Below are 22527 nucleotides of genomic sequence, written 5' to 3' on the forward strand. Positions count from 1 at the left end.
CTCTCGGGAAGGCTCGTGCTCAAAGGTCTCTGTTTGCCGTCGCAGCGGAACTGGCCGTGGCGAAGCAAAGACTGGCCGCCGAAGGTGACTGGCCTGCGTTAGCAGACTGGCATTGAAGATCTTTCCCCGCGAAGCGGGCATTGCCTCCTGGCGTGTAAGCGCCAGCATCACTTCCCGGGCGTAAGTGCCAGCATCACTTCCCCGGATGTTCCTCCCGGGCATCACTTCCTCGCGCCAGCGAGCCTCACTTCCTGCCGGAGGCAGCATCACTTCTGATCTTGATGCCCCCAACCTCCGACCCCCAGCCACGGTCTTTCGGAAGATCAGATCCCGAAACAAGTTCGGGATGACAGCCTCAATAGCACTGGGGTCGTGATGGTTCAACCACTTGTATTCACGAAACCCCAGACTCGAGACCCGTTTTGTTGGGCTTTTTTACTTGCAACTCACAACTTGCAACTTGAAACTTACAACTGATCCCTTGCTCTTTTTCTTTGGTTTTTGCCTCCTGGTGCTTAAGCGCCAGCATCACTTCCCCGGATGCTCTTTCGGGCATCACTTCCTCGCGCCAGCGAGCCTCACTTCCTGCCGGAGGCAGCATCACTTCTGATCTTGATGCCACCAACCTCCGAGCCGCAACCCCGGTTTTTCAAAGATCCACGATCTTCCCCGGATTGAGTATGTTGTTCCGATCAAAGGCCATTTTTATGCCTCGAATTAGATCGAGTTGAGCTTTGTCTACTATTGATGCGAGGTATTTCTTCCTCTTTATACCTATACCGTGTTCTCCGCTTATGCAGCCCCCTAACTCTGTGGTTTCATCAAAGAGCTCTTTCTCGGCCAGCGGGAGATTTCTGTTCCACTCTTCCTGAGGAAGATCTCCCTTTATGAATGTGACATGGACATTTCCATCGCCGGCGTGGCCAAAGGCAATCATTTCGAGTCCGCGCTTCTTTGCGATCTCTTCAGACCTCTTTATTAGCTTAGGTATGTTCGCCATCGGAACGGAGACGTCTTCCATGCTGTGCACCGGGCTTATTGCGGCCAGTGCCTCCGCAATAGACTTTCTGGCCTTCCATAGTTTGTCTCTCGTATTCCGGTTGTCGGCCACAAAGGCTTCAAGCCCGCCCGCTTCGATGGCGGCTTCTCCGAGTTTGACGTAATCGTCGAATATCGAATCCTTGCTGTTGCCTTCGACTTCAATTATCAAGTGAGCGCCGGCATCGGAATAAGGGAATTCGATATTCAGGAAGCTGCAGGCCGCCCTTATCGATGAGCCGTCCATAAACTCCAGAGAAGTAGGGACAACACCTGAACCGCTCATCAGCCTGGGTACTGCTGCAATTGCCGTATCGATGTTCGGGTATGGTACGAGCAATGCCACGGAATACTTCGGCTTTGGCAGCAGCCTCAACGTTATTTTCGTGACAATTCCAAGCGTGCCTTCAGATCCGACCATTAGATGGACGAAGTCCAGGCCGCTGACATCCTTCAGTCTTTTTCCTCCGAAATATGTGATCTCGCCTGAGGGCAGGACTACCTCAAGGCCGTAAACATGGTAACCTGTCGGTCCATATTTCATGACTTTGTTTCCTCCGGCGTTTTCCGCAACGTTGCCACCGATCGAGGAGCTCTCGCTGCTGCAGGGATCACCTCCGTAAACGAGGTTATGTCTGTCTGCCAGTTTCTGAATTTCGCCGGTTATCACTCCCGGTTCGACGGTAATCATCATATTTGCTTCGTCGAACTCGAGGATTCTGTTCATCTTCTCGAAGCTCATGACGATTCCACGGTGTGAAGGCACCGCGCCTCCCGAAAGGCCCGTTCCCGCTCCTCTTGGGGTAACTGGAATCATATGCCTGTTTGCGAATCTCATGATCTCCGACACTTCCTGAGTACTTACAGGGAATGTGACAACCTCCGGTCTTACGGCTCTCAGTTCGGCCGTCTCGTCTCTAGAATATCTATCCAGTGACTCTTCATCATATTTGACTGGGATCTTGAGTAGTGCTTGCAGCTCTTCTATCAGGCCCGCGTTAAGACGTCCGTAATTCATCTCTTCACCTCCGACTCAAGGGACTCGGCAAGTTCAGTCAGAATCTCGACCGCGTCTCCAACAAGCCCAATGTCTGCGAAGTTGAAAATCGCGGCGTTCCTGTCTCTGTTTATTGCCACGATGAACTCCGCGGTTTGCATCCCCGCAATATGTTGAACGGCGCCGGAAATACCTGCAGCGATGTAGATCTTCGGTTTAACGGTATGGCCGCTCAATCCGACTTGAGCTTCGTGCCCGATCCACTTCGAATCAACGATCTTCCGTGAAGCGCCAACGGTTCCGTTGATGATTTTTGATAACCTGTAGACAGGTTCCATGTTTTCAACCTTTCGAAGTCCCATACCTCCTGCGATTATTACTTCGGCGTCCTGAACTCCCTTCTGGCCCTCTCCTATTGGATGGAACTCGATGAGTTTCGCTCCTGTTTGGATCAAATCTTGAGTCACGTCAAAGTTAACCAGTTCACCTTTGCTTTCATACTCTTCTTTTAAGGGTGAGAATGTCTTGGGTCTCACTGTGGCCATCTGAGGTCTGTGATTCGGGGTCTTTATAGTTGCCATTATGTTGCCGCCTATAGCAGGCCTCGTTTGCAGAAGGTTTCCCGTTCCCTCCTCTATATCGAGACCGGTGCAGTCTGCCGTCAGGCCTGTCTTCAAGAGAGCCGCCAGTCCCGGCATAAAGGTTCTGCCGGAAGTTGTGGCCGGTGCGAGAACGATTTCAGGTGATAACTTTCTTACTATAGCGGCCAGAGTCTTAGTGTATGGTTCGAAATTGAATCTCTTGAAGCTTCCATCAACTGCCAGGATGATTCGATCAGCTCCACCTGAGAAGAGAGAGCTGGACGAATCCTCTTCGACAGACTTGTCGGAGAGGATCACTACGGAAACCGTAAGAGGCCGCTTCATGGATAACTCCCTTGCCTTTCCAAGTAGTTCGAATGTACTTGAGTGGATTTCACTTCCTCTTTTTTCTGCGATTACCAGGAGATCATTCATGGTTCACCTCCAGATAGGGTACCAACCTCTTCTTTATCTCATCTATTCCATCTCTAATATTGCTCCCCTCATACATCTCCACCATCCTCGAGAGCTTCGGGGTTCCTATCCTTACTACCCTTGTGGGTGATCCTGTCAAGCCGATCTCCGATGGATCTATTCCAAGAGAATCGTTACTGATCCGCTCTACCGGGAAGTTTCTGGCGAGTTTCTTTCCGTTCAATGTCGGAAGTCTGGGTTCATTGACGTCCTTAGTCACCGAAACAAGTGAAGGCAGGGGAAGCTTCCACACTTCCTTTCCATCTTCCACTTCGCGTTCGATTGTTATGCCCGATCCATCTAGCTCAACTATTTTCGAAACATAAGTGGCGACGGGAATACCCAGCATCGAACCGGTTTCAGGTCCGACCTGGCCTGTTTCTCCGTCGGTAGCCTTCTCGCCGGCAAGGATCAGGTCGAAAGGACCTTCCTTCTCCGCAAATCTCGCGAGTGCCACGGCCGTTGCCCACGTATCCGCACCTGCAAACTTACGGTCTGTCAGCAGCACCGCCTTGTCGGCGCCCATTGCGATTGCTTCCCTTACGGCCTCTTCTGCCACAGGAGGTCCCATAGAAACAACCGCAACGGAATGATCACCGGTCTCTTTGATTCTCAATGCCGTTTCCAGCGCGTGCAAATCGAGAGGATTGATAACGGTACCAACTCCCTCTCTTATCATTGTTCCCGTTTCGGGATTGAGCTTCACCTCATCGGAATCCGGGACCTGTTTTAGAAGAACGAGTATTTTCAAGACAATTCCCCCTAGTCGTGTATTCTCTATTCAATCTTAATACACACGCCGATTACTTTCGCGGCCGTAGTCAAGACTCCGAACCTTGGTTCTATGAAAGAGTTGGTTTGAGCATGTTGTCAACTATTGAACGTGTGCTCTTAAAACTGATGAAAACTTAGTTGCTTGATTTAATTGTTAGCACAAAGTGAAAGAGCACATACGTAGACGACAAACACGGTTGAGTTTTTTTCAATAATATTGCTTTTGAGTTAATGAAGATTACTTGTTAGCCAGATTGGGAGCGATAAATAAGACCTACAGATGATTCTCACAAATTCCAGATTTTTAGGACTTCTATTATTCGTAATGATTGTGCTATTATATCTAAATCGGGGTGAATCGATGAAGACCAGGAAGGCTTTTTTGCCACTTTTTCTTGTTCTCTTGTGTACTTATGTTTATGCAGATAAGCTCACTTTCGGTGGGGATAACGCATATCCTCCGTATGAGTTTGTTGATAAAAACGGTGAGCACACGGGATTCAATGTGGACTTGATGAATGCCGTTTCTAGAGCCGCCGAGCTGGATATAGAAATCGAGCTCGGTGAATGGGATCTGGTGGTCGAAAGGTTCAAGTCGGGAGAACTTAACGGATTGATCGGCATGGCCGTCACTCCTGAACGGCAGAGGATATACGGTTTTTCGATTCCCCACAATACTCTGCACATGGCGATCTTTTACAGGAAAGATTCCGAAGAACCTGACGTAGATGATCTAGAAGGAAGGGAAATTATAGTTCAGCGAAACGGTGTCATGCACGACTATCTGCTTGAAAATTCCATCACAGAGAAAATTGTCACTGTTGATTCTCCACTTGAAGGACTCAAGCTTCTCTCATCCGGTAAGGGTGATTATGGTCTCTTCGAGAAGTACCAGTCTCTCTATTTTGCGAAAGAAAATGAGATCCATAATCTCGAGGTTTCCGGTGCCACAGTCTTTGAAAGAGACTATGCCTTCGCCACCGCAAGAGACGATTTTGTTCTTCTTAACAAGCTAAATAAAGGTCTTCTCCTTGTCAGAGAGAGCGGTGAGTACAAGGATATATTCGAGAAGTGGTTTGGCTCAGCAAACTGGTTTGAACAGAATAGGAAGGTTTTGCTCTGGTCTGTTGGAATATTAGTTGCCTTCATAGTTGTGCTGTTCGCTCTCTGGATTTGGAACCATACTTTGAAAGGGCGAGTAAAGGCAAGAACCGAGGAGCTCGAGAAGAAGGCAACTGAAAACGAGCGCCTTAGGGCGAAGATAAGAAGTCTCCACGATATTGCCTTCAAGATGGAGAACTGTATCGAGGAAGAGGAAGTTTATGATCTCATTGTTGAAGCAGCCACTGACATTCTCAGCTTTGACTATTACAGTCTTGACATTGTCGAGGGAGACAATCTTATTGTAAAGAGGAACTCGGAGAACATTGAAGTCAATACAAGGGTTCCAAAGTACGAGGGAATTGCTGGAAAGACTTTGAAGACGGGGAAAACAATAATAATCGATGACGTTTCGAAGGAAAATGATGCAAGACCTTCAAGCAGTAAGATCAAGGCTCTACTTAGCGTTCCTGTTGGAGATTACGGAGTTTTTCAAACGGTCACCATTGAATCCGGAAGCTTCAAACAAGAAGATGCCGAGCTTGCCGAATTGTTGATGCTTCATGCTCTTGGAGCCTTTGAGAAAATCAAAAAGACCAAAGAAATACGTTTCCTTGCTTTCCACGATTCACTGACCGGTCTTTACAACAGGACCTTCTTCGATGAGGAAGTATCTAGAGTCGACACTTCGAGAAATCTTCCTATTTCCGTCATTTTTGCAGATGTTAACGGGCTGAAGTCACTTAACGATTGCTTCGGCCATTTCTACGGCGACGACTATCTGAAGACGATATCTCGCACAATTAAGGAATCTTGCAGGCACGAGGACCTAGTTGTTCGTTGGGGTGGAGATGAGTTTGTTGTCCTTCTTCTGAGAACAGACACCGAAAAGGCAGAGGAAATCGTCTCAAGGATAGAGGAAAACCTGATCAAGGTGGAATGTTTCTCTGTCGAAGCTAGTGCCTCTTTTGGTGTCGCCACTAAGAGAGATCGGGCAACTGATTTTTATGACGTACTTAGAAATGCAGAACTTGCAATGTATTCGAAGAAAAGAGAACTGGACTGTAAGACTAAGTCCAGAGGACTAACCTTTCCAGAAACAATCAGCGATGAATGAGAGTGATTAAAGACGATTATGTCTTCTTTTTTGCTCTAAACTTCTTGCCGCTAAGATTTCCTCTGTTTTTCAAATTTGTTTCGAGTTCGTTCGCTTGCTATAATAATGGTGTTTGTACGTACATGTGTACATGCGTATGTACAGAACAACCTTATAAGGAGGGTTTTGCTAATGCGAAAAGTACTTATGCTACTTGTCATGGCTTCACTTCTTTTCGGAGCCACACTAGGATTTGCAGTTTACGAAATTGCCTTCATAGTCAAGGCAACGGATTCTGACTTCTGGCAGTACACGATAGTTGGCGCCGAGAACGCCGAACACGATCTACAGGGCCTTATTAATGTCACGGTTTACGGACCTCCGTCCGAATCAGACATCGACAAGCAGGTCGCTATTCTTGAGGACGTTGTCAACAAGAAGCCCGACGCAATCGTTATTTCTTCGACAAGCTCGGAAGCTCCTTCTCTGATTCTTGACGAAGCTTACAAGCAGGGTATCAAGATCGTTCTCATTGACAACTTCGTCTATGATACCGGATACAATTCATTCCTCGCTACCAACAACAGAGTAGGAGGCGCTCTTGCAGCCGACAAGCTTGTTGAGTATCTCAAGGCAGCCGGTAAGGATCTCAAGGGCAAGATCGGTCTCGTAAGTGCAATGGCTGGTGTTCAGGTTCTTACAGATAGAGACGATGGATTCAAGACAAGACTTGCCGAGATAGCTCCTGATCTAGAAGTCCTCCCCACGATCTATGTTGACAACGACATTTCTAGAGCAGCCAACGCAACGGAAGACCTCTTGATCGCTTACGACGATCTAGTTGGAATGTTTGCAGACAACAACCACACAGGTGACGGAGTTGCCAGAGTTATCGAACTTCAGGGTCTTCAGGATGAAGTAATCTCAGTTGCATACGACTCAGACCCGCAGGAAATAGATGCTCTCAGAAACGGCTCCTTGAAGGCTCTTATCGTTCAGGATCCTCACGGTATGGGTTACAAGGGTGTCATGTTTGCCTTCATGGCAATCAATGGCGAACCGCTTCCTGAGTACTATGATACGGGAGTGTACGTAATCGAGAAGGACATTCTTGATGACTCTATGTGGGTTCTCGACCCATTCTCAAGAAAGAAGTACTGATAAAGTAAGTTTCTAAGGATGATGGGCAGCGAAAGCTGCCCTTTTTCAGAAATTTTTGCCTATCCCGGGAGGTATTTATGAATAGAGACATTCCTTTTAACAGGCGTTTCGATAATACTTTGCTGAATCCCGAATCAAAGTGGGAGGATATTGAGAGCTTCGTTGACGAAACACTCGAGTACAATTTCAGAAATGTAGTTGTGCCTTGGTATGCGATCCCTACTTATGTCATTGAAAAGGTCAAGGGAACTGAAGTTGGAATTAACGTGGGTCCCGGAGGCTTTCCGCTCGGTATGGTTCCCACAGAGTTGAAAATGAGAGAAATCGAATACTACATGTCTCTCGGAGATGCGGTTACTGATTTCGACATTGTGATAAACGTATCTGCAGTCAAATCGGGGAACTGGGATCTGATGGAACGGGAGTTCGTAACTCTTTCCGAGCGTGTAAAGAAAGGAAACAGAGTCTGCAAATTCATAATCGAGACCAGCAGATTGACTGAAGAGGAAATAGTCAAAGTATGTGAATTGATAGTAGACGTTCCAACAATCGACTTCGTGAAGACCGGGACGGGTTTTGGTCCCAGAGCAACCTCTTATCGCGATGTTGAACTGATTAACTCCGTCGTTTCCGGGAAGAAAGAGATCAAAGTTTCCGGCGGCGTCAGAACTCTCGAGCAGGTCGAGAGATTCATGGAACTTGGAGCAACAGTCTTCGGTTCGAGTTCCAGCGTCTCCATATTCAAAGAATATGAAAAGAAATACGGTGGCTAAAGGAGAGCGATGACATGCCCGAGGAAAAGACCGTAATTGAGCTAGAAGGTATAAACAAAACCTTCCCTGCCGTTAGAGCTCTTGACAATGTCTCCCTCTCCGTCAAGAGTGGTGAGGTAAGAGGCCTTGTGGGAGAGAACGGAGCCGGGAAATCCACACTCATAAAGATAATTACAGGAGCTTATACAAAGGACTCAGGAACAATGATCTTTGAGGGAAATGAAATTACCAGAAATTCACCATTGATATCGAAAGCGTTGGGAATCTATGCCGTTTATCAGGATGTCATGGTCACTCCCGATCTTTCAGTGGCAGAAAACTTCTTTCTAGGGCAGCAACCTAAGATTGGCCCATTCATAAACTGGAAGAAGATGTACAAAGAATCAACGGAGTTTCTGGAAAACATCGGTCTGGATATAAACGTTCGCAAGAGCATTAAAGAGTTGAGTATAGCTGAAAGTGAAATGATTACAATATCCAAGGCACTCTGGCAGAAACCCAAACTCGTCATCTTTGATGAACCGACCGCCGTGCTTACAAGAAATGAAACGAAAATCCTCTTTCAGATAATAGATGAACTCAAGAATCAGGGAACGGCCGTAATCTATATCTCGCATAACCTTGAAGAAGTCTTTGACATATGTGATACTGTTACCGTTTTGAAGGACGGGGCCACGGTGGGAACTTACACAACGGGAGAGCTTGATAACGTTGAGAAGCTGATCCCTCTTATGGTTGGCAGATCGATTGAGGAGATGTATTCGAAGAAGGATACAGAACCAGGAAGAGAATTCCTAAGGGTTGAGAACCTTTCCGGAGAGAGATTCGAGAATATCAGTTTTCATGTCAGGGCAGGCGAAGTCGTGGGATTTTTTGGTCTGGTGGGCGCTGGAAGAACTGAGATTGCAAGGGCGCTTTTCGGTGCCGATTTTCTTAGAGAAGGAAAGATATCTGTTGAAGGCAAAAACGTTTCGATAAAGACACCGAAGGATGCGCTGATGAAGGGTATTGGCTATCTTCCGGAAGACAGGAGAAAACAGGGAATCTTCTTGCAGCAGGATATAGATTTCAACATAAACATAATTAACTTCGACAAGGTGATGACGGGTCCTGTCATCAACTACGGGAAGGCTCATTCACAGGCCAGAGACTATATCGACAAGCTTTCTATAAAGATCGGCAGCATCTTCCAGCCGGTTTCCGAGCTGAGTGGTGGAAACCAGCAGAAGGTAATCATCGCGAGATGGCTGTGCAAGAACACAGATGTTCTAATCTTCGATGAACCGACCGTCGGAATCGACGTTGGGACGAAATCAGAGATATACAGACTCTTCGGTGAGATTCTTTCCAGCAACAAGGGAATAATTCTAATCTCTTCCTACCTTCCCGAACTCATGGGAATGTCCGACCGTATATACGTTATCTCAAACGGTAGAATGGCGGGAGAGGTCCATAAGAAAGACTTTTCCGAGGAGTTTTTGCTGACACTGGCAATGAAGAACATTGTCTCAAGAGAAAAGGTGAAGGAGGCGGTCTGAAATGGCTGGAAGGAGAGAAAGGAAGACATTTACCGAAAAAAACCTTTTGATCATTCTGGTTGTGATGTGGGTCTTTCTGGCCATCGCAACTGGAGGAAACTTTTCCTCATGGGCTAACATAACCAATCTAATTAGGCAATCATCAATAAATGGTGTTGTTGCTATCGGTATGACCCTCATAATCATAACTGGCGGAATAGATCTTTCGGTTGGTTCTATAGTTGGTCTCAGCGGAATGGTATTTGCGATTTTCACCTCTACTAGGGGAGAATTCCAGTTTCCGACAATTGTAGGTATATTGCTGGCTCTAGGAATCAGTGCGCTGATAGGTCTGATCAACGCCGTTGCCGTACATGATGGAAAGGTCCCGGCTTTCATTGCAACGCTAGGTATGATGACACTCGTAAGAGGTGTCGTAATGTACATTTCCAGCGGAAGAATGGTGACCGCCGTCCCGCTGGAGTACAGGAGATTCGCGGTCCTGGAGTTTTTTGGAATACCGGCACTAGCCTGGACGTGGATCATTCTTGCCGCCTTCATGATACTCGTGCTCAAATACACGAAATTCGGAAGGAATCTGTACGCCATAGGTAGCAATGAGGAAGCGGCAAGGCTGTCAGGTATAAATATCCGGCGGAACATGTATTCTTTCTACATTGTGGCCGCTTTGTTCAGCGCTATAGCCGGTTTGATGCTCGGAACGAGAATGGCCGCAGGGGTCCCGACAGGAGGAGACGGTTACGAACTTGACGCCATAGCTTCGGTTGTCATCGGAGGAGCAAGTCTGAGCGGAGGAGTAGGAACCGTTCTCGGAACTGCCCTTGGCGCTCTTATAATCCAGACAATAAGAAATGGCGGTAATCTTCTAGGTGTAGATCCATTCATAATGCAGATCATCATCGGTGCAATAATAATCCTTGCAGTCTTCTTCGATCAGTTCATAAAGAGCAGGAAGAAGGGCGAAGGTTTGAAGAAGCTCTTCAAAAGGGCGTGATAAATCATGAAGATAAACAAGTTCTTTCATGTTGCAATAGAGGTTCCCAATCTCGATGAAGCGCTCGAGTTCTATTCAGGTCTTCTCGGTTTGAAGCTGATCAACAGAGAGAAATTGCCTGAAAAGAAACTCGAAGTAGCGTTCGTTGCCGGCGAAGGTTGCGAAATCGAACTTATGTGTTACGAAGATAGCAAAGAGAGGCAATTTGCTCCCGAATCACAGTCGCACTTTCAGCATCTCTCCTTTGCTGTAGATGACATTGAAAAGGCAATGGATTACCTGAAGAACAACGGCATTGAACTCGAGTCGCCCGATCCTATTCCGGTTTTTGACGGAAAGGTTTTCTACAACACATTCAAAGGCCCTGGCGGTGAATTGCTGGAGATCGCGGAAGAGAAGAGACCAAGATAGAACTATTAGATTGCTTGGAGGTATCAGATGAATAAAGTGACGGTATTCGGTAGCTATGTCATGGACCTCACTACCCTTTCTCCCCATATACCCGTTGTAGGAGAGACAGTCTTTTCCGGTCCCTTCAAGATGGGCCCCGGAGGAAAGGGATTTAACCAGGCTGTGGCTGCCAGAAAGGCCGGATCTGACGTCAAGTTCATGACCAAGATCGGCAAAGACCTTTTTGCTCCATTCGTGAAGGGGGCATTCGATAGATTTGGAATCACAAAGGAGTATCTTCTCGAGTCGGATACTGCCGGAACCGGTGTCGCTCTGATAATAGTAGATGAGAACAATGGAAACAACGCTATTGCAGTTGCACCGGAGGCATGCAATGAGTTGACTGTTGATGATGTAAAAAGGAACAGAGATATCTTCACTTCTTCCGATGTCTTTCTCACACAATTTGAAGCGAATCTCGATGCAACTTATGAGGCGATAAAACTCGCCAGGGACTCCGGGGCAAGAGTCTTGTTAAATCCCGCACCCGTAAAGGAATTTGATCATTCGATCCTAAAATATGTCGACGTTATTATGCCGAACGAGATAGAGGCCAGCCTCATGACAGGTATTCCCCTAGACGGCATCGATTCGATAGAGGCCATAGCATCTGAATTGAAGAAGTCGGTGGACACTGTGCTCATAACTCTCGGAGGTAAGGGGGTCTACTGTCCATCGGTAAATGGAGGGCTTGTTCCCGCCTGCAAGGTGAAGACTATCGATACAACCGGAGCTGGAGATGCATTTGCTGGCGTTTTTGCGGCATATCTCTCGAGGGGAGAGGGATTGGAAAGAGCCATCGACTACGCCCGTGCCGGAGCCGCCATTTCAACGACAAGATTCGGCACTTCTCCTTCAATGCCTGAAAGGGAAGAAATCGAAGCTCTGGTGAAGGAGATAACTGGGGGCGATAAGAAATGAAATACGTTATCGCATACGATCTGGGAACTACCGGGAACAAGGCGACACTCTATGGAGTAAACGGGAAGCTCCTCGCGAGTTCCTTCTCAGGTTACAAGACCTATCATCCCGGTCCGAATCAGGTAGAGCAGGATCCTCTGGAGTGGTGGGAGTCCGTCAAAAAGACGACCTCGGATCTCATTGCCAAGGCCGGTGTCAATCCCGAAGAGATAGTTGCTATAAGCTTCAGCGGACAGATGATGGGAGCCATCCCCGTGGACAAAGACGGAAAGCTTCTTAGAAGAGCCATCATATGGGCCGATCAGAGAAGCGTCGAACAGTCGGCAAGGCTCGAAGAAGTGGGCAATGATTTCGTCTACAGGCTTACCGGATCGAGGATAACGCCTACTTACTCCGGTCCGAAGATTGCCTGGATAAAGGACAACGAACCTGAAATATACAACAAGGCTTACAAGTTCCTGAATGCGAAGGATTACATCGTCTCCAGGTTTACCGGAGAGTTCGGAACGGACCATTCAGATGCATCAATGACGCTTCTCTTCGATATCGAAAATCTGAAATGGTCGGAAAAACTCGTTGAGGTTCTAGGGCTGGACATGGAGAAACTTCCCACCGTGACCTCCTCTACGAATGTCGTCTCGGAGATACTGCCGAAGGTGGCGGAGGAACTGGGACTGTCGAAGAAGACTCTAATAGTCCGCGGCGGCGGGGACGGCGCATGCGCCTGCCTCGGAGCAGGAGTTGTCAGTCCAGACGAGGCTTATTTATATCTCGGTTCGTCGAGCTGGGTGAGTACATGTTCCACGGAACCGATCTTCGACGAGAAGTCGAGGACATTTAACTTCGCATATCCCATTGAGGGTTTCTATTGCCCGACCGGAACAATGCAGGCCGGGGGAGCTTCGTATCACTGGGCTAAGGACGCTCTCTGCCAGCATGAAGAAGAGAAGGCAAAGGCGCTGGGGCTGAGCGCATTCACTATTATGGACGATCTTGTTGACCAGACAAGACCCGGTGCGGGAAACCTGGTCTTCCTGCCTTATCTGCTTGGGGAGAGAAGCCCGAGGTGGAACATCAATGCTAGAGGAGCCTTCATTGGACTGTCCTCGACACATAGAAAGGCCGACATGCTTAGAGCGGTACTCGAAGGTGTGGCCTTCAACCTGAAAATAGTCCTGGATATTCTCGAGACTAAGGGAAAATTCGACAAGATTCGCCTTATCGGCGGAGGAGCAAAGGGAAGGAACTGGAAACAGATTGTGGCCGATATATTCGGAAAGACGGTTACGGTACCCGAGTATCTCGAAGAGGCAACCTCAATGGGAGCGGCCATTATTGGTGCTGTTGGAGCTGGAGAGATGACGTTCAAGGAAGCGTCTACTTTTGTGAGGGATGTTCAGTTTATCGAGTACAACCCAGAGAATCACAGGTACTACGAAAGACTTTTCGAAGTTTTCGATAAGGCCTACAGTTCGCTCATAGAAACCTATGAAGACCTTGCTAAACTGAGACCGTATTCGAATTAGCCTGTTTGTCTCTCGAGTATCGTAAAGAAGGATGTGATTTCATCATGCTTTTTAATGCAGACAGAAGAATAGCCCTTGATAGAGCAAGTCCGGTTCCACTCTACTACCAGATATACAGGATAATTTCTGATTATATGAAGGAACCGGGCGCCGTTGGCAGAAAACTTCCAACGGAAGAAGCAATGATGAAAGTGTTCGATGTTAGCAGGGCGACCGTTAGGAGAGCTTTACAGGCCTTGGAAAGCAGCGGACAGATCTCCAGGTCCCGTGGAAGAGGGACTATCGTAACGAACAACGCTTCTCAGGAGCAGCTTACAACCATCCGAAGCTTCACTGAACAGATGAGGCTCGAGAGCCATGTGCCGATAACGAAGGTTGTTGAGGTAAAGAGAGTCAAGGCCGGTCCTGAGATGGCAAGAATTCTCCAGGTATCGGAAGAGGAAGAGCTGCTTCAGGTTACCAGACTGAGGGGAAATGAATCCTACTTTCCTCTTGCGCTATTTATATCCTTTCTCACGTCTAGATCAAACCTAACGGGAAAAGAAAACTTCGAGGGTTCTCTTTATGAACTGATGAGAAATAAAGGAACGGCCGTTGTTGAGGGAGATGCGATCATAGAAGGACGGCTCGCCGAGGGGAGAATAGCGAAGCTTCTGAGGATAGAAGAGGGAGCGCCGATCCTATATTACGAAAGAGTTGGTTGCACTGCCCTGGGTGAGCATGTGGAGCTGGTGCAGTGCTGGTACGAAGCGACCCACTATAAATTCCGGATACATTTGACTACAAAGATTTGAAGGGAGCGATAATTATGAAGAAAAGTGGAATTCTAAATAAAGAGATATGCAATCTTATAGGTTCGATGGGCCACACAGACTTATTGGTAATATCTGACTCAGGTCTGCCCATTGCTTCCGACAGATACAGGATAGATGTCAGTATTGTAGGCGGGAAGCCAGGTGTCTTCGACGTTCTCGATCCTGTTCTTGAAGAGTTGGAAGTCGAGAAGGTGATCTTCTCTGAAGAGATGAAAACCGTTAGTCCGAAGTGTCTTGAAGATACTTTGAAGCACCTGCCCGAAGGAATAGAAGTGGAATTCGTTCCCCATGTCAGATTCAAGGAACTCACCAACAAGCAATCAAAGGGAGTTATCAGAACCGGCGAGCAGATACCATACTCCAGTATCATTCTCGTTGGCGGGGTAACCTATTGATGATCCGTTTACAACTAGCAAACGATACTCACATAAAGGCCAGCTTTCTAAAGACCGCCAGAGAAGTTGCGGATTATATAGACATTCTCGAAGTCGGTACGCCTGCCGTTCTTGCGCACGGTGTGGCTCTGGTAAGAGAGATAAGGGAAATCCTGCCGGAACATGAGATTCTTGCAGATATGAAGATTGTTGATGGAGGTTATCTCGAAGCGGCGATGGCCTTTGAAAACGGGGCGGATATCGTAACGGTTCTCGGATTCGCTTCCTTCAAAACGATTTCGGAAGTCAGGAAAGCTGCCGATCAGTTTGGCGGAGAGCTAATGTTGGACACAATAGAGATTTCGGATCTCCAATCCTTTGCCGAAAAGGTCTCTCCTCTATCACCGGATTATATATGCATCCACACCTCGGCCGATCTGAGCGGTGTAGGTGAGAGCATGCACCTTCTTGAGTACGCGAAAAAGATAGAAATTGTACGGAGAGTTCTTCCAGACGCAAAGATCGCCGTTGCTGGCGGAATATCTCCCGACAATCTCTCCCATGTCTTCCCGCTGAAGCCCGATGTAGTGATCGCGGGACGATCGATCTGGGAGGCTGATAACCCTGCAAGAGTGGCCTCGGAGATAAAGAAGAGACTGGAGAAGGGCTCATGAAATTTGAAAGCACTCTTGATCTTGTTATTGACGAGATAAAATCAGTCCTTGCCGGAGTTACAGATGAATCAATCGAGGAACTTTCCGGGAGTATTCTAGAAGCAAAAAGAGTCTTTCTCTTTGCGATGGGCCGCTCTGGCCTGGCGATGAAGGCATTCGCGATGAGGCTCATGCATCTAGGCTTGAAAGTCCATGTTGTGGGTGAAGTGACCAGCCCCTCTTTGGGAGAGGGAGACCTCTTAATCGTCGGATCTGCTTCTGGGGAGACTCCTTCTGTGGTTCTTAACTCCAAGAAGGCACGAAAAGTTGGAGCCGGAATAGCTTCTATAACTGCGAGCAAGGAATCTACAGTAGCAGGACTCAGCGATATGGTTATTACAGTTCCCACGAAGACACCCAAAGTCCCCGATAGGGCTGGTGTCTCTTCGGTTCAACCGATGGGGAATCTATTCGAACAATCACTGTTGATTCTAACGGATATTATTGTAATGAATTTAATGGAGAGATTGAGCATAGATTCGGAAATGATGTTCAAGAACCACGCAAATCTCGAATAAGGGAGGCGAAGGAATTGAAGTACAAAAAAGTGGAGAAGATAGAAGAGAAACTGTCGGCGCTCGGTTACGGTTGCTGGGGAATCTCAGGCCCCTCTTTCTGGGATGGGACGACTGATGAAGACTCGATCAAGACGATCCAGAGGGCAATAGCCGGAGGAATAAACTTCTTTGATGTTGCGCCTGTGTACGGTCTGGGACATGCAGAGGAGGTCCTCGGAAAGGCAATGAAAGGCTCCAGGGATAAGATCTTTATTGCAACCAAGTGCGGTCTTCTCTGGGACGATCAGGGAAGAACGAGAAACTGTCTCAAACCGGAGAGCATAAGAAAAGAGATCGAAGACAGTCTCAGAAGACTCGGAACGGATCATGTAGATCTCTATCAGCTTCACTGGCCCGATCCGGAGGTCAAAATCGAAGAGACGATGGAGACAATGGTCGAGCTGAAGAATGAGGGAAAGATCAGATACATTGGGCTGTCAAACTTCTCTATTCCCGAGGCAAAAAGGGCAATGAAGGTTGGAGAGGTATGCAGCATGCAAGGTCTCTACAACATGCTCGAAAGGAACCCAAAGAGCTATCACAATATTCCGCTCGATTACAAAGTCGAAAAGGAAGTCCTTCCGTTCGTTTTGAAAAATAGAATGGCATTTCTGCCATACAGCCCGCTCTTTCAAGGTCTCTTGGCTGGAGCGATAAGCGATAATAAGAAGTTTACTGAACACGACGTGCGGGCAGCAAATCCGAAGCTAAATACACCTGAGTTCAACAAGTACTACGAAGTTGTCGTGGAACTGAATAAGTTGGCACATGAGGTAGGAAAGCCGCTGAGTCACATAGCCATTAACTGGCTTATCAGAAACGAAGCGGTGACTTCGGTAATTGCGGGCGCTCAGAAGGTCGAACAGCTTGAGCAGAATCTCGGCGCCGTCGAATGGGATATGGATGACGGACTGTACGAAAGGATAGAAGAGATAATCTCCAGTTCCAATCTAGAGCTCTAGGGGGTGTCTATGTGAAAGCCGCGTTTGTGAAATCACCATTCAAATTTGAGATCCGGGAGGTCGATCTTCCCCCTCTGAAACCGAATGACGTACTGGTGAAAATAAAGGCCTCTGGCATCTGCGGCACAGATCTTCACACCGCGAGAACTGAAGCCAAAGACTGGCAGTCTTTCGGCCACGAAATAGTGGGCATTGTGGAAAAGGTCGGTTCAAATGTCGAAAATGTCAAGGTCGGACAGAGTGTACTGGTGGAAAGCGGTTCTTTCTGCGGGACATGCGAGGATTGCAGAAACGGTCGAATGGATCTCTGCCATGACAGAGCACCCAACGTCTTCATACGAGCCGAGAGAGAAAATCTGACTATGGGCTTTGCCGAGAAGGTAATAATAGATAAACAAAATGCGGTGCCATTCGAAGGAGTCTCGTACGAAGAAGTCTCTCTCGTCGAGCCAATGGGAGTTGCGCTTGATCTAGCATACACAGTCGATCCCAAGCTGAACGACGACGTGCTGGTAGTTGGCCTAGGCCCTATCGGTCTCATGGCCGTTCAGATAGTCAAGGCCATGGGAGCGAGAAGAATCTTTGTCGCCAACCATTCCAGATCTAAGATAAGGATAGATGTCGCAAAGAGCTTCGGAGTGGAGGATGTCATACTCGTCGACAAGACCCCGATCAGCTCCTATAAATTCCCCAAGGGCGGAGTCGATAGAGCTCTCGTAACCGCACCGCCTTACGTGATCCCCGAAGTTCTTGACGTCATGAATTTTGGAGGAGTTGTCGGCTTCATCGGAATAGACTACGGTGAGGGACGCTTCATAAAGTTCGATGCGAACAAGTTCCACTTCAACAAACTTCAGCTAAGAGCCTCGCATGCAGTTCCGGCTCTGTACTTCCCGAGATGTGTAGATATGATAAAGAGCGGAGCAGTAAATGTGAAACCGCTGATCACCGATACCTTCAAACTGGAAGATATAGGTGAGATGATGGTCAAGGCCGAGAACGAGAAAGACAAAGTAATCAAAGCAGTAATGCTAGATTGAGAATTAATACATGAGCCCGCCGCAATGGCGGGCCTTTTCTTTGAGATCAACCTGACGAGAAAGGATAATCGTCATCGGTCAACAGTCCGCAGTCCTCCGAGAAGAGTTGCAAGACGCAAGGCGCCGAAGATCATCGGCGGACGCAAGGCCGGTAATTTCATCTCGGGACGCAGGGCTGGCAAAGACCACGCCAGGTCGCAATGCCCGCTTCGCGGGGAAAGATCCTCAGCACAGTGTTCTTCGCAGGCCAGTCGCCTTCGGTGGCCAGTCGCACTTTCTGCGGCCAGTTCCGACTTCGTCGGGCAAACAAAGACGATTGAGAAAGAGCGTAGTGGAGAGGTTCGCTGCGCTCACGAGAGAAGAGAGAAGAAACCAGTAAGATTGGCGACGCCCAATTCCGTCATTCCGACAAAGCTCCTGGTCGGAATCTCGATGCTATTGCTTCACGGCTCTCGTCGGCGAACGGAGAACCATTCAATGACCAACCAGTTTCTTTGCTCTTTCCAACGACCAACCTGCTACCCCCAACGCCGGTCTTACAACTCACAACTTGTAACTTGCATCTTGCAACTAATCCTTTGCTCTTTCCAACCCCCTATCCGCTACCCCCGACCACGCCTTTCGTTTCATGCAGCCAGCAGGCGGCTGTATGGCCCTCGGCCACCTCAAAGTTACCAGGCATTTCTTTGCTGCAGATGTCCATATTGTAGGGGCATCTAGGGTGAAATGGACATCCAGGTGGTGGATTTATCGGGCTAGGTGGCTCCCCTTCCAGTCTGATATTCTGAAGCTTTCGGTTCTCGGGATCCCAGTTTGGAATCGAAGCCATAAGTGCCTTTGTGTAAGGGTGCGCGGGGTTGTTGAAGAGCTCTCTCGCTTCGGCAGTCTCTACGACGTTTCCCAGATACATTACCATTATTCTGTCGCTCATATGGTGTACGACGTCTAGATTGTGCGAGATAAAGATGTAGGACATCTCGCTTTCGTCCCTCAGCTCTTGCAGCAGGTTTATGATCTGACTCTGAACTGAGACATCGAGAGCAGATGTAGGTTCATCGCAAATAATCAACCGTGGTCTAACAGATATCGAACGGGCAATCGCGATCCTCTGCCTTTGTCCCCCGGAAAATTCGTGAGGGTAACGCTGTGCGTATTCGGGATAAAGGCCGACTTTCATCAGAAGCTCTCCCACATAATCCTCTGCTTCGTTCTTAGATAAGAGGTTATGTGCCTCGATCGGTTCCCTTATGATATCCCTTACCGTCATTCTAGGGTCAAGAGAATCGAAGGGATTCTGAAAGATCATCTGAACATCTCTCCGGAACTTCGAGCGCACGTTTTTCCCAAGTCCTTTGGTTATGTCGTGTTCCTCTCCATTTTCGTCATGATAAACTATCTTCCCGCCGGTTGGCTCGTAGATCTTCACTATGGTCCTGCCCAGAGTGCTCTTGCCACAGCCCGACTCCCCGACTACTCCAATAGTCTCTCCCCTGTTTATCTCAAGGGTTACAGACTGCATTGCCCTTACATGACCAACTACCTGTAGAAAGACACCGGCCTTTATCGGGAAGAACTTCTTAAGTCCTTCGGTAGAAAGTATCTTCATTTTTCAGATCCTCCTTCGAAGAGCCAGCAGGCGGCGGTGTGGCCTTCACCAACATAGAATTCTGGCGGGTCTTTCTTTCGGCAGATCTCCATTGCGTGAGGACATCTAGGATTGAATCGGCAGCCCTCTGGAAACTCATATGCCCTGGGAACGTACCCTTCGATGTATGGAAGTTTCTTTCCCTTGAAGGATTTTGTCACTCTTGAGTTGAGAAGACCCTTGGTGTAAGGATGCGAGGGCGAGGAATACAGTTCCTTCACCCCGGACTTCTCGACGATCTTTCCGGCGTACATTACATGAACTCTATCGGCTAGTTCGGCAACTACCCCTAGATCATGTGTGATAAAGATTATCGAACTGCCGAATTCTCCCTGGAGCTCCCGCATAATGTTCAAAACCTGAGCCTGTATTGTGACATCCAGTGCGGTAGTTGGTTCGTCCGCGATAACTATCTCTGGATTTGTTATCAGGGCCATCGCAATCATGATTCTCTGAAGCATTCCGCCGCTCATTTCGTGGGGATACTCTCTGTATCTCTTCTCCGGTTCGGGGATATTTACCCTTCTGAGAATTGAAATGATCTCATCGTATGTTCTTGTCTGATCCCAGGTCATGTGAGCTCTGGCAACTTCCGTTAGCTGGAACCCTATCGTGTAAAGAGGATCGAATGCCGACATAGGTTCCTGAAAGATCATGCTGATTTCCCTGCCCCTTATGTCCCTGTACGCCTTGTTAGGCAGTCCGACGAGGTTCTTCCCCTTGTACAAGATTTCACCCTCGACCTTGGCCGGCGGCACTTTTATCAGACCGAGAACTGTCTGTACGGTAACGCTCTTACCACAGCCTGATTCTCCGACAAGCGCGAGAATCTCGCCCTCCTCGAGATTGAAGCTTATGTCGTCCACAGCCTTCACAAGACCGTCCGGGGTCCTGAAATATGTTTTGAGATTCTTTACCTCAAGTATTGCGCTCATACCTTCTCCACCGCCCTGTAAGGATCGACGGCGTCTCTCAAAGCGTCTCCCACAAAGTTGAAAGAGAGGACCGCAATAATTATGAAGATTCCGGGAACCATAAGCCAGGGATGGGCCTCCAGTTCGGACAGAGACTGAGCCTGTTTCAGAAGCAGGCCCCAGCTTGTCATAGGTTCCTTTATACCGAGCCCCAAGAAGCTTATCGCGCTCTCTCCGAGAATCATTCCCGGTATTGAAAGTGTAGAGACGACAATTAGATAGCTTATTGTGTTAGGAATCAAGTGACGCGTTATTATTTTCATGTTAGATACACCGGATACTCTGGCGGCCAGAATGAACTCCTTCTCCCTGAGGCTCAGGACCATTCCTCGGACAACACGCGCAACGCCCATCCAGCCAATTAGTGAAAGAACGATGACGATTCCGAAATAGACCCATGTACTGGGCCATTGAGGAGGTAGAATCGTGGCTAGGGCCAGCCAGAGCGGGATTCTCGGGAAGGATCTCAGAAGCTCTATGAAACGCTGTATTACTACATCTATAGTTCCGCCGTAGAATCCGGAAAGCGCTCCCACTATCGCCCCTATGAATACGCTTATCAGAGTGCCCACGAGGCCGACTGTCATTGAGACCTTCCCCCCGATAAGGACCCTGGAGAATAGATCCCTGCCAAATCTGTCGCCGCCAAAAAGAAGAACCATCGCTACGTCAGAGGATTCTTCAACACCGAAGAGATGGAGATCGGTCTTGAAAATCCCCCAGAATCTGTATTCCTCTCCCCTGACGAAGAACTTCACGGGAACTGGCCGGCTGGTGTCTTCGGAGAATTCCAGCCTGTAAGTCACGGGATTTCTAACCTTCTTCATCCCGTACACGAAGGGACCTCTCCAGTTGCCTTCTTCATCGAAAAATCGGATCTTCGACGGCGGCGCATAGACGAAATTCCTGTGGGAGGTCACATAGCTGTATGGTGCTATGAAGTCGGAAAATATGACAAGCAGATACATGATTGAAAGGGCTATCAAACCAATGACACCAAGTTTATGTTTGAAGAAATTCTTTGCAATCCGACTTTTCGTGGTCTGCATATCAGCTCATCCTTATCCTTGGGTCGAGAACGGCAAGCGCTATGTCGGCAAATAGATTCCCGATCTGGGTTATGATGGCGATGAACATAAGGAAGGTCATAACGAGATACTGGTCGTGGTTGAGAAGAGCGTTATAGAAGAACGGACCCATCGTCGGCAGATTCAGGACGATAGCGGCTATTATCGTGCCGCTGAATACGTTTGGAAGCTCCGTTCCGGCTATGCTGACCATCGGATTGAGGGCGTTCTTTATTGCGTGTCTTTTGACGGTCTTCTCATCGAGGCCGTGGGCTCTGAGCGATGTTACAAAGGGAGAAGAGATGACATCCAGCATGTTCCCGCGCATGACACGCATGAGTCCTGCAAGACCGCTCATGCCTACCACGATTAGAGGAATCCACAGGTGTTTCAGTAGATCCACGAGCTTCTCCAGACTGAAGGGAGCCCCAACAAACTGGGGCGAAAAGAGGCCGCCGACCGAGGTTGCTCCCATCTGCAGCATGAGATACATTAGAATCAGCGCCAGAAAGAAGTCCGGTATAGAAAGACCTATGAAGCCGATAACTGTCAGCGAATAGTCACCGAATGAATATGGATGCAGCGCCGAGTAGATTCCCATTGGAACGGCAAGGATCCACTGAAAAACGATGGCACCCAGCGCAACGAAGACCGTCCAGCCCATCCGTTCCCATATAAGCTCTCCCACAGGCCTTTGAAAGGCAAAGGAGTAGCCGAAGTCTCCTCTGGTTACTATCCCCTTGATCCAGTTCCAGTATCTTACGTAGGCCGGTTCATCGAGCCCGAGGTTCTTTCTGAGTAGCTCGATCTGCGCCGGTGATATCCTCGGGTTGTCTAGATACTGGCTTATGAAATCACCGGGCTGGAGCTCTGTGATTACGAAACAGATCACGGATATGAAAAACATCATTGGAATCATGATAAGCAATCTTCTAGCGATAAAAGACCACATAATC

General features: G+C 48.2%; 22 protein-coding genes. 14 read left to right on the forward strand and 8 right to left on the reverse strand.

Annotation, left to right across the window (positions count from 1 at the left end; genetic code table 11):
- Nucleotides 1-649 precede the first annotated feature (649 nt).
- The 3 genes from Y697_RS12305 to Y697_RS12315 are packed head-to-tail and all read right to left on the reverse strand — an operon-like array spanning nucleotide 650 to nucleotide 3841.
- Nucleotides 650-2056, reverse strand: coding sequence for an FAD-binding oxidoreductase (locus Y697_RS12305; RefSeq protein ID WP_121551988.1), 1407 nt, complete (start codon nucleotides 2054-2056; stop codon nucleotides 650-652).
- Nucleotides 2053-3051, reverse strand: coding sequence for an electron transfer flavoprotein subunit alpha/FixB family protein (locus tag Y697_RS12310; RefSeq protein ID WP_121551990.1), 999 nt, complete (start codon nucleotides 3049-3051; stop codon nucleotides 2053-2055). Before Y697_RS12310 ends, Y697_RS12305 begins: the two co-directional genes overlap by 4 nt.
- Complete coding sequence (locus tag Y697_RS12315; protein ID WP_121551992.1) at nucleotides 3044-3841, reverse strand: electron transfer flavoprotein subunit beta/FixA family protein; 798 nt, start codon at nucleotides 3839-3841, stop codon at nucleotides 3044-3046. Before Y697_RS12315 ends, Y697_RS12310 begins: the two co-directional genes overlap by 8 nt.
- 384 nt (nucleotides 3842-4225) lie before the next feature.
- Here Y697_RS12315 and Y697_RS12320 point away from each other — a divergent pair, with 384 nt between their 5' ends.
- The 14 genes from Y697_RS12320 (at nucleotide 4226) to Y697_RS12385 (ending at nucleotide 17885) form a co-directional block, all read left to right on the forward strand.
- Nucleotides 4226-6082 carry a diguanylate cyclase gene (locus tag Y697_RS12320; protein WP_121551994.1) on the forward strand — a complete coding sequence of 619 codons (1857 nt, stop codon included), beginning with the start codon at nucleotides 4226-4228 and terminating at the stop codon, nucleotides 6080-6082.
- Between the two features lie 171 nt (nucleotides 6083-6253).
- Nucleotides 6254-7222 carry an ABC transporter substrate-binding protein gene (locus tag Y697_RS12325; RefSeq protein ID WP_121551996.1) on the forward strand — a complete coding sequence of 323 codons (969 nt, stop codon included), beginning with the start codon at nucleotides 6254-6256 and terminating at the stop codon, nucleotides 7220-7222.
- Nucleotides 7223-7299: 77 nt separating this feature from the next.
- A complete protein-coding gene (gene deoC / locus Y697_RS12330) occupies nucleotides 7300-7995 on the forward strand; it encodes a deoxyribose-phosphate aldolase (protein ID WP_121551998.1) in 696 nt (231 codons plus the stop codon).
- A gap of 14 nt (nucleotides 7996-8009) precedes the next feature.
- Nucleotides 8010-9533 carry a sugar ABC transporter ATP-binding protein gene (locus Y697_RS12335; RefSeq protein WP_121551999.1) on the forward strand — a complete coding sequence of 508 codons (1524 nt, stop codon included), beginning with the start codon at nucleotides 8010-8012 and terminating at the stop codon, nucleotides 9531-9533.
- Between the two features lies 1 nt (nucleotide 9534).
- Nucleotides 9535-10527, forward strand: a complete 993-nt coding sequence (locus Y697_RS12340) for an ABC transporter permease (protein ID WP_121552001.1) — start codon at nucleotides 9535-9537, stop codon at nucleotides 10525-10527.
- Nucleotides 10528-10533: 6 nt separating this feature from the next.
- Complete coding sequence (locus Y697_RS12345; RefSeq protein ID WP_121552003.1) at nucleotides 10534-10938, forward strand: VOC family protein; 405 nt, start codon at nucleotides 10534-10536, stop codon at nucleotides 10936-10938.
- Between the two features lie 27 nt (nucleotides 10939-10965).
- Complete coding sequence (locus tag Y697_RS12350) at nucleotides 10966-11898, forward strand: ribokinase (protein WP_121552005.1); 933 nt, start codon at nucleotides 10966-10968, stop codon at nucleotides 11896-11898.
- A complete protein-coding gene (gene xylB, locus Y697_RS12355) occupies nucleotides 11895-13424 on the forward strand; it encodes a xylulokinase (RefSeq protein WP_121552007.1) in 1530 nt (509 codons plus the stop codon). The genes Y697_RS12350 and xylB overlap by 4 nt, the downstream gene beginning before the upstream one ends.
- 44 nt (nucleotides 13425-13468) lie before the next feature.
- Nucleotides 13469-14218 carry a GntR family transcriptional regulator gene (locus Y697_RS12360; protein ID WP_121552009.1) on the forward strand — a complete coding sequence of 250 codons (750 nt, stop codon included), beginning with the start codon at nucleotides 13469-13471 and terminating at the stop codon, nucleotides 14216-14218.
- A gap of 14 nt (nucleotides 14219-14232) precedes the next feature.
- The gene (gene rbsD / locus Y697_RS12365) at nucleotides 14233-14634 is read left to right on the forward strand and encodes a D-ribose pyranase (RefSeq protein ID WP_121552011.1); all 402 of its coding nucleotides are present in this window, start codon (nucleotides 14233-14235) and stop codon (nucleotides 14632-14634) included.
- Complete coding sequence (locus Y697_RS12370; protein WP_259462560.1) at nucleotides 14634-15287, forward strand: orotidine 5'-phosphate decarboxylase / HUMPS family protein; 654 nt, start codon at nucleotides 14634-14636, stop codon at nucleotides 15285-15287. Before rbsD ends, Y697_RS12370 begins: the two co-directional genes overlap by 1 nt.
- The gene (gene hxlB, locus Y697_RS12375) at nucleotides 15284-15844 is read left to right on the forward strand and encodes a 6-phospho-3-hexuloisomerase (RefSeq protein WP_121552015.1); all 561 of its coding nucleotides are present in this window, start codon (nucleotides 15284-15286) and stop codon (nucleotides 15842-15844) included. Before Y697_RS12370 ends, hxlB begins: the two co-directional genes overlap by 4 nt.
- A gap of 14 nt (nucleotides 15845-15858) precedes the next feature.
- Complete coding sequence (locus tag Y697_RS12380; protein WP_121552017.1) at nucleotides 15859-16845, forward strand: aldo/keto reductase; 987 nt, start codon at nucleotides 15859-15861, stop codon at nucleotides 16843-16845.
- 11 nt (nucleotides 16846-16856) lie between these two features.
- The gene (locus Y697_RS12385; RefSeq protein ID WP_121552019.1) at nucleotides 16857-17885 is read left to right on the forward strand and encodes a zinc-binding dehydrogenase; all 1029 of its coding nucleotides are present in this window, start codon (nucleotides 16857-16859) and stop codon (nucleotides 17883-17885) included.
- Nucleotides 17886-18110: 225 nt separating this feature from the next.
- On the opposite strand, the gene Y697_RS15030 is transcribed toward Y697_RS12385, so the two are convergent.
- The 5 genes from Y697_RS15030 to Y697_RS12405 all read right to left on the reverse strand — a co-directional run bounded on the left by Y697_RS15030 (nucleotide 18111) and on the right by Y697_RS12405 (nucleotide 22523).
- Nucleotides 18111-18239: a hypothetical protein gene (locus Y697_RS15030; RefSeq protein WP_259462554.1), complete on the reverse strand. Its 129-nt coding sequence runs from the start codon at nucleotides 18237-18239 to the stop codon at nucleotides 18111-18113.
- Between the two features lie 241 nt (nucleotides 18240-18480).
- Nucleotides 18481-19491 carry an ABC transporter ATP-binding protein gene (locus tag Y697_RS12390; protein WP_121552020.1) on the reverse strand — a complete coding sequence of 337 codons (1011 nt, stop codon included), beginning with the start codon at nucleotides 19489-19491 and terminating at the stop codon, nucleotides 18481-18483.
- The gene (locus Y697_RS12395) at nucleotides 19488-20465 is read right to left on the reverse strand and encodes an ABC transporter ATP-binding protein (protein ID WP_121552021.1); all 978 of its coding nucleotides are present in this window, start codon (nucleotides 20463-20465) and stop codon (nucleotides 19488-19490) included. Before Y697_RS12395 ends, Y697_RS12390 begins: the two co-directional genes overlap by 4 nt.
- A complete protein-coding gene (locus tag Y697_RS12400) occupies nucleotides 20462-21553 on the reverse strand; it encodes an ABC transporter permease (RefSeq protein ID WP_121552023.1) in 1092 nt (363 codons plus the stop codon). The genes Y697_RS12395 and Y697_RS12400 overlap by 4 nt, the downstream gene beginning before the upstream one ends.
- A 1-nt stretch (nucleotide 21554) precedes the next feature.
- The gene (locus tag Y697_RS12405) at nucleotides 21555-22523 is read right to left on the reverse strand and encodes an ABC transporter permease (protein WP_121552024.1); all 969 of its coding nucleotides are present in this window, start codon (nucleotides 22521-22523) and stop codon (nucleotides 21555-21557) included.
- Nucleotides 22524-22527: the final 4 nt, after the last annotated feature.

This window comes from Mesotoga sp. BH458_6_3_2_1 (genome assembly GCF_003664995.1).
Lineage (GTDB): Bacteria > Thermotogota > Thermotogae > Petrotogales > Kosmotogaceae > Mesotoga.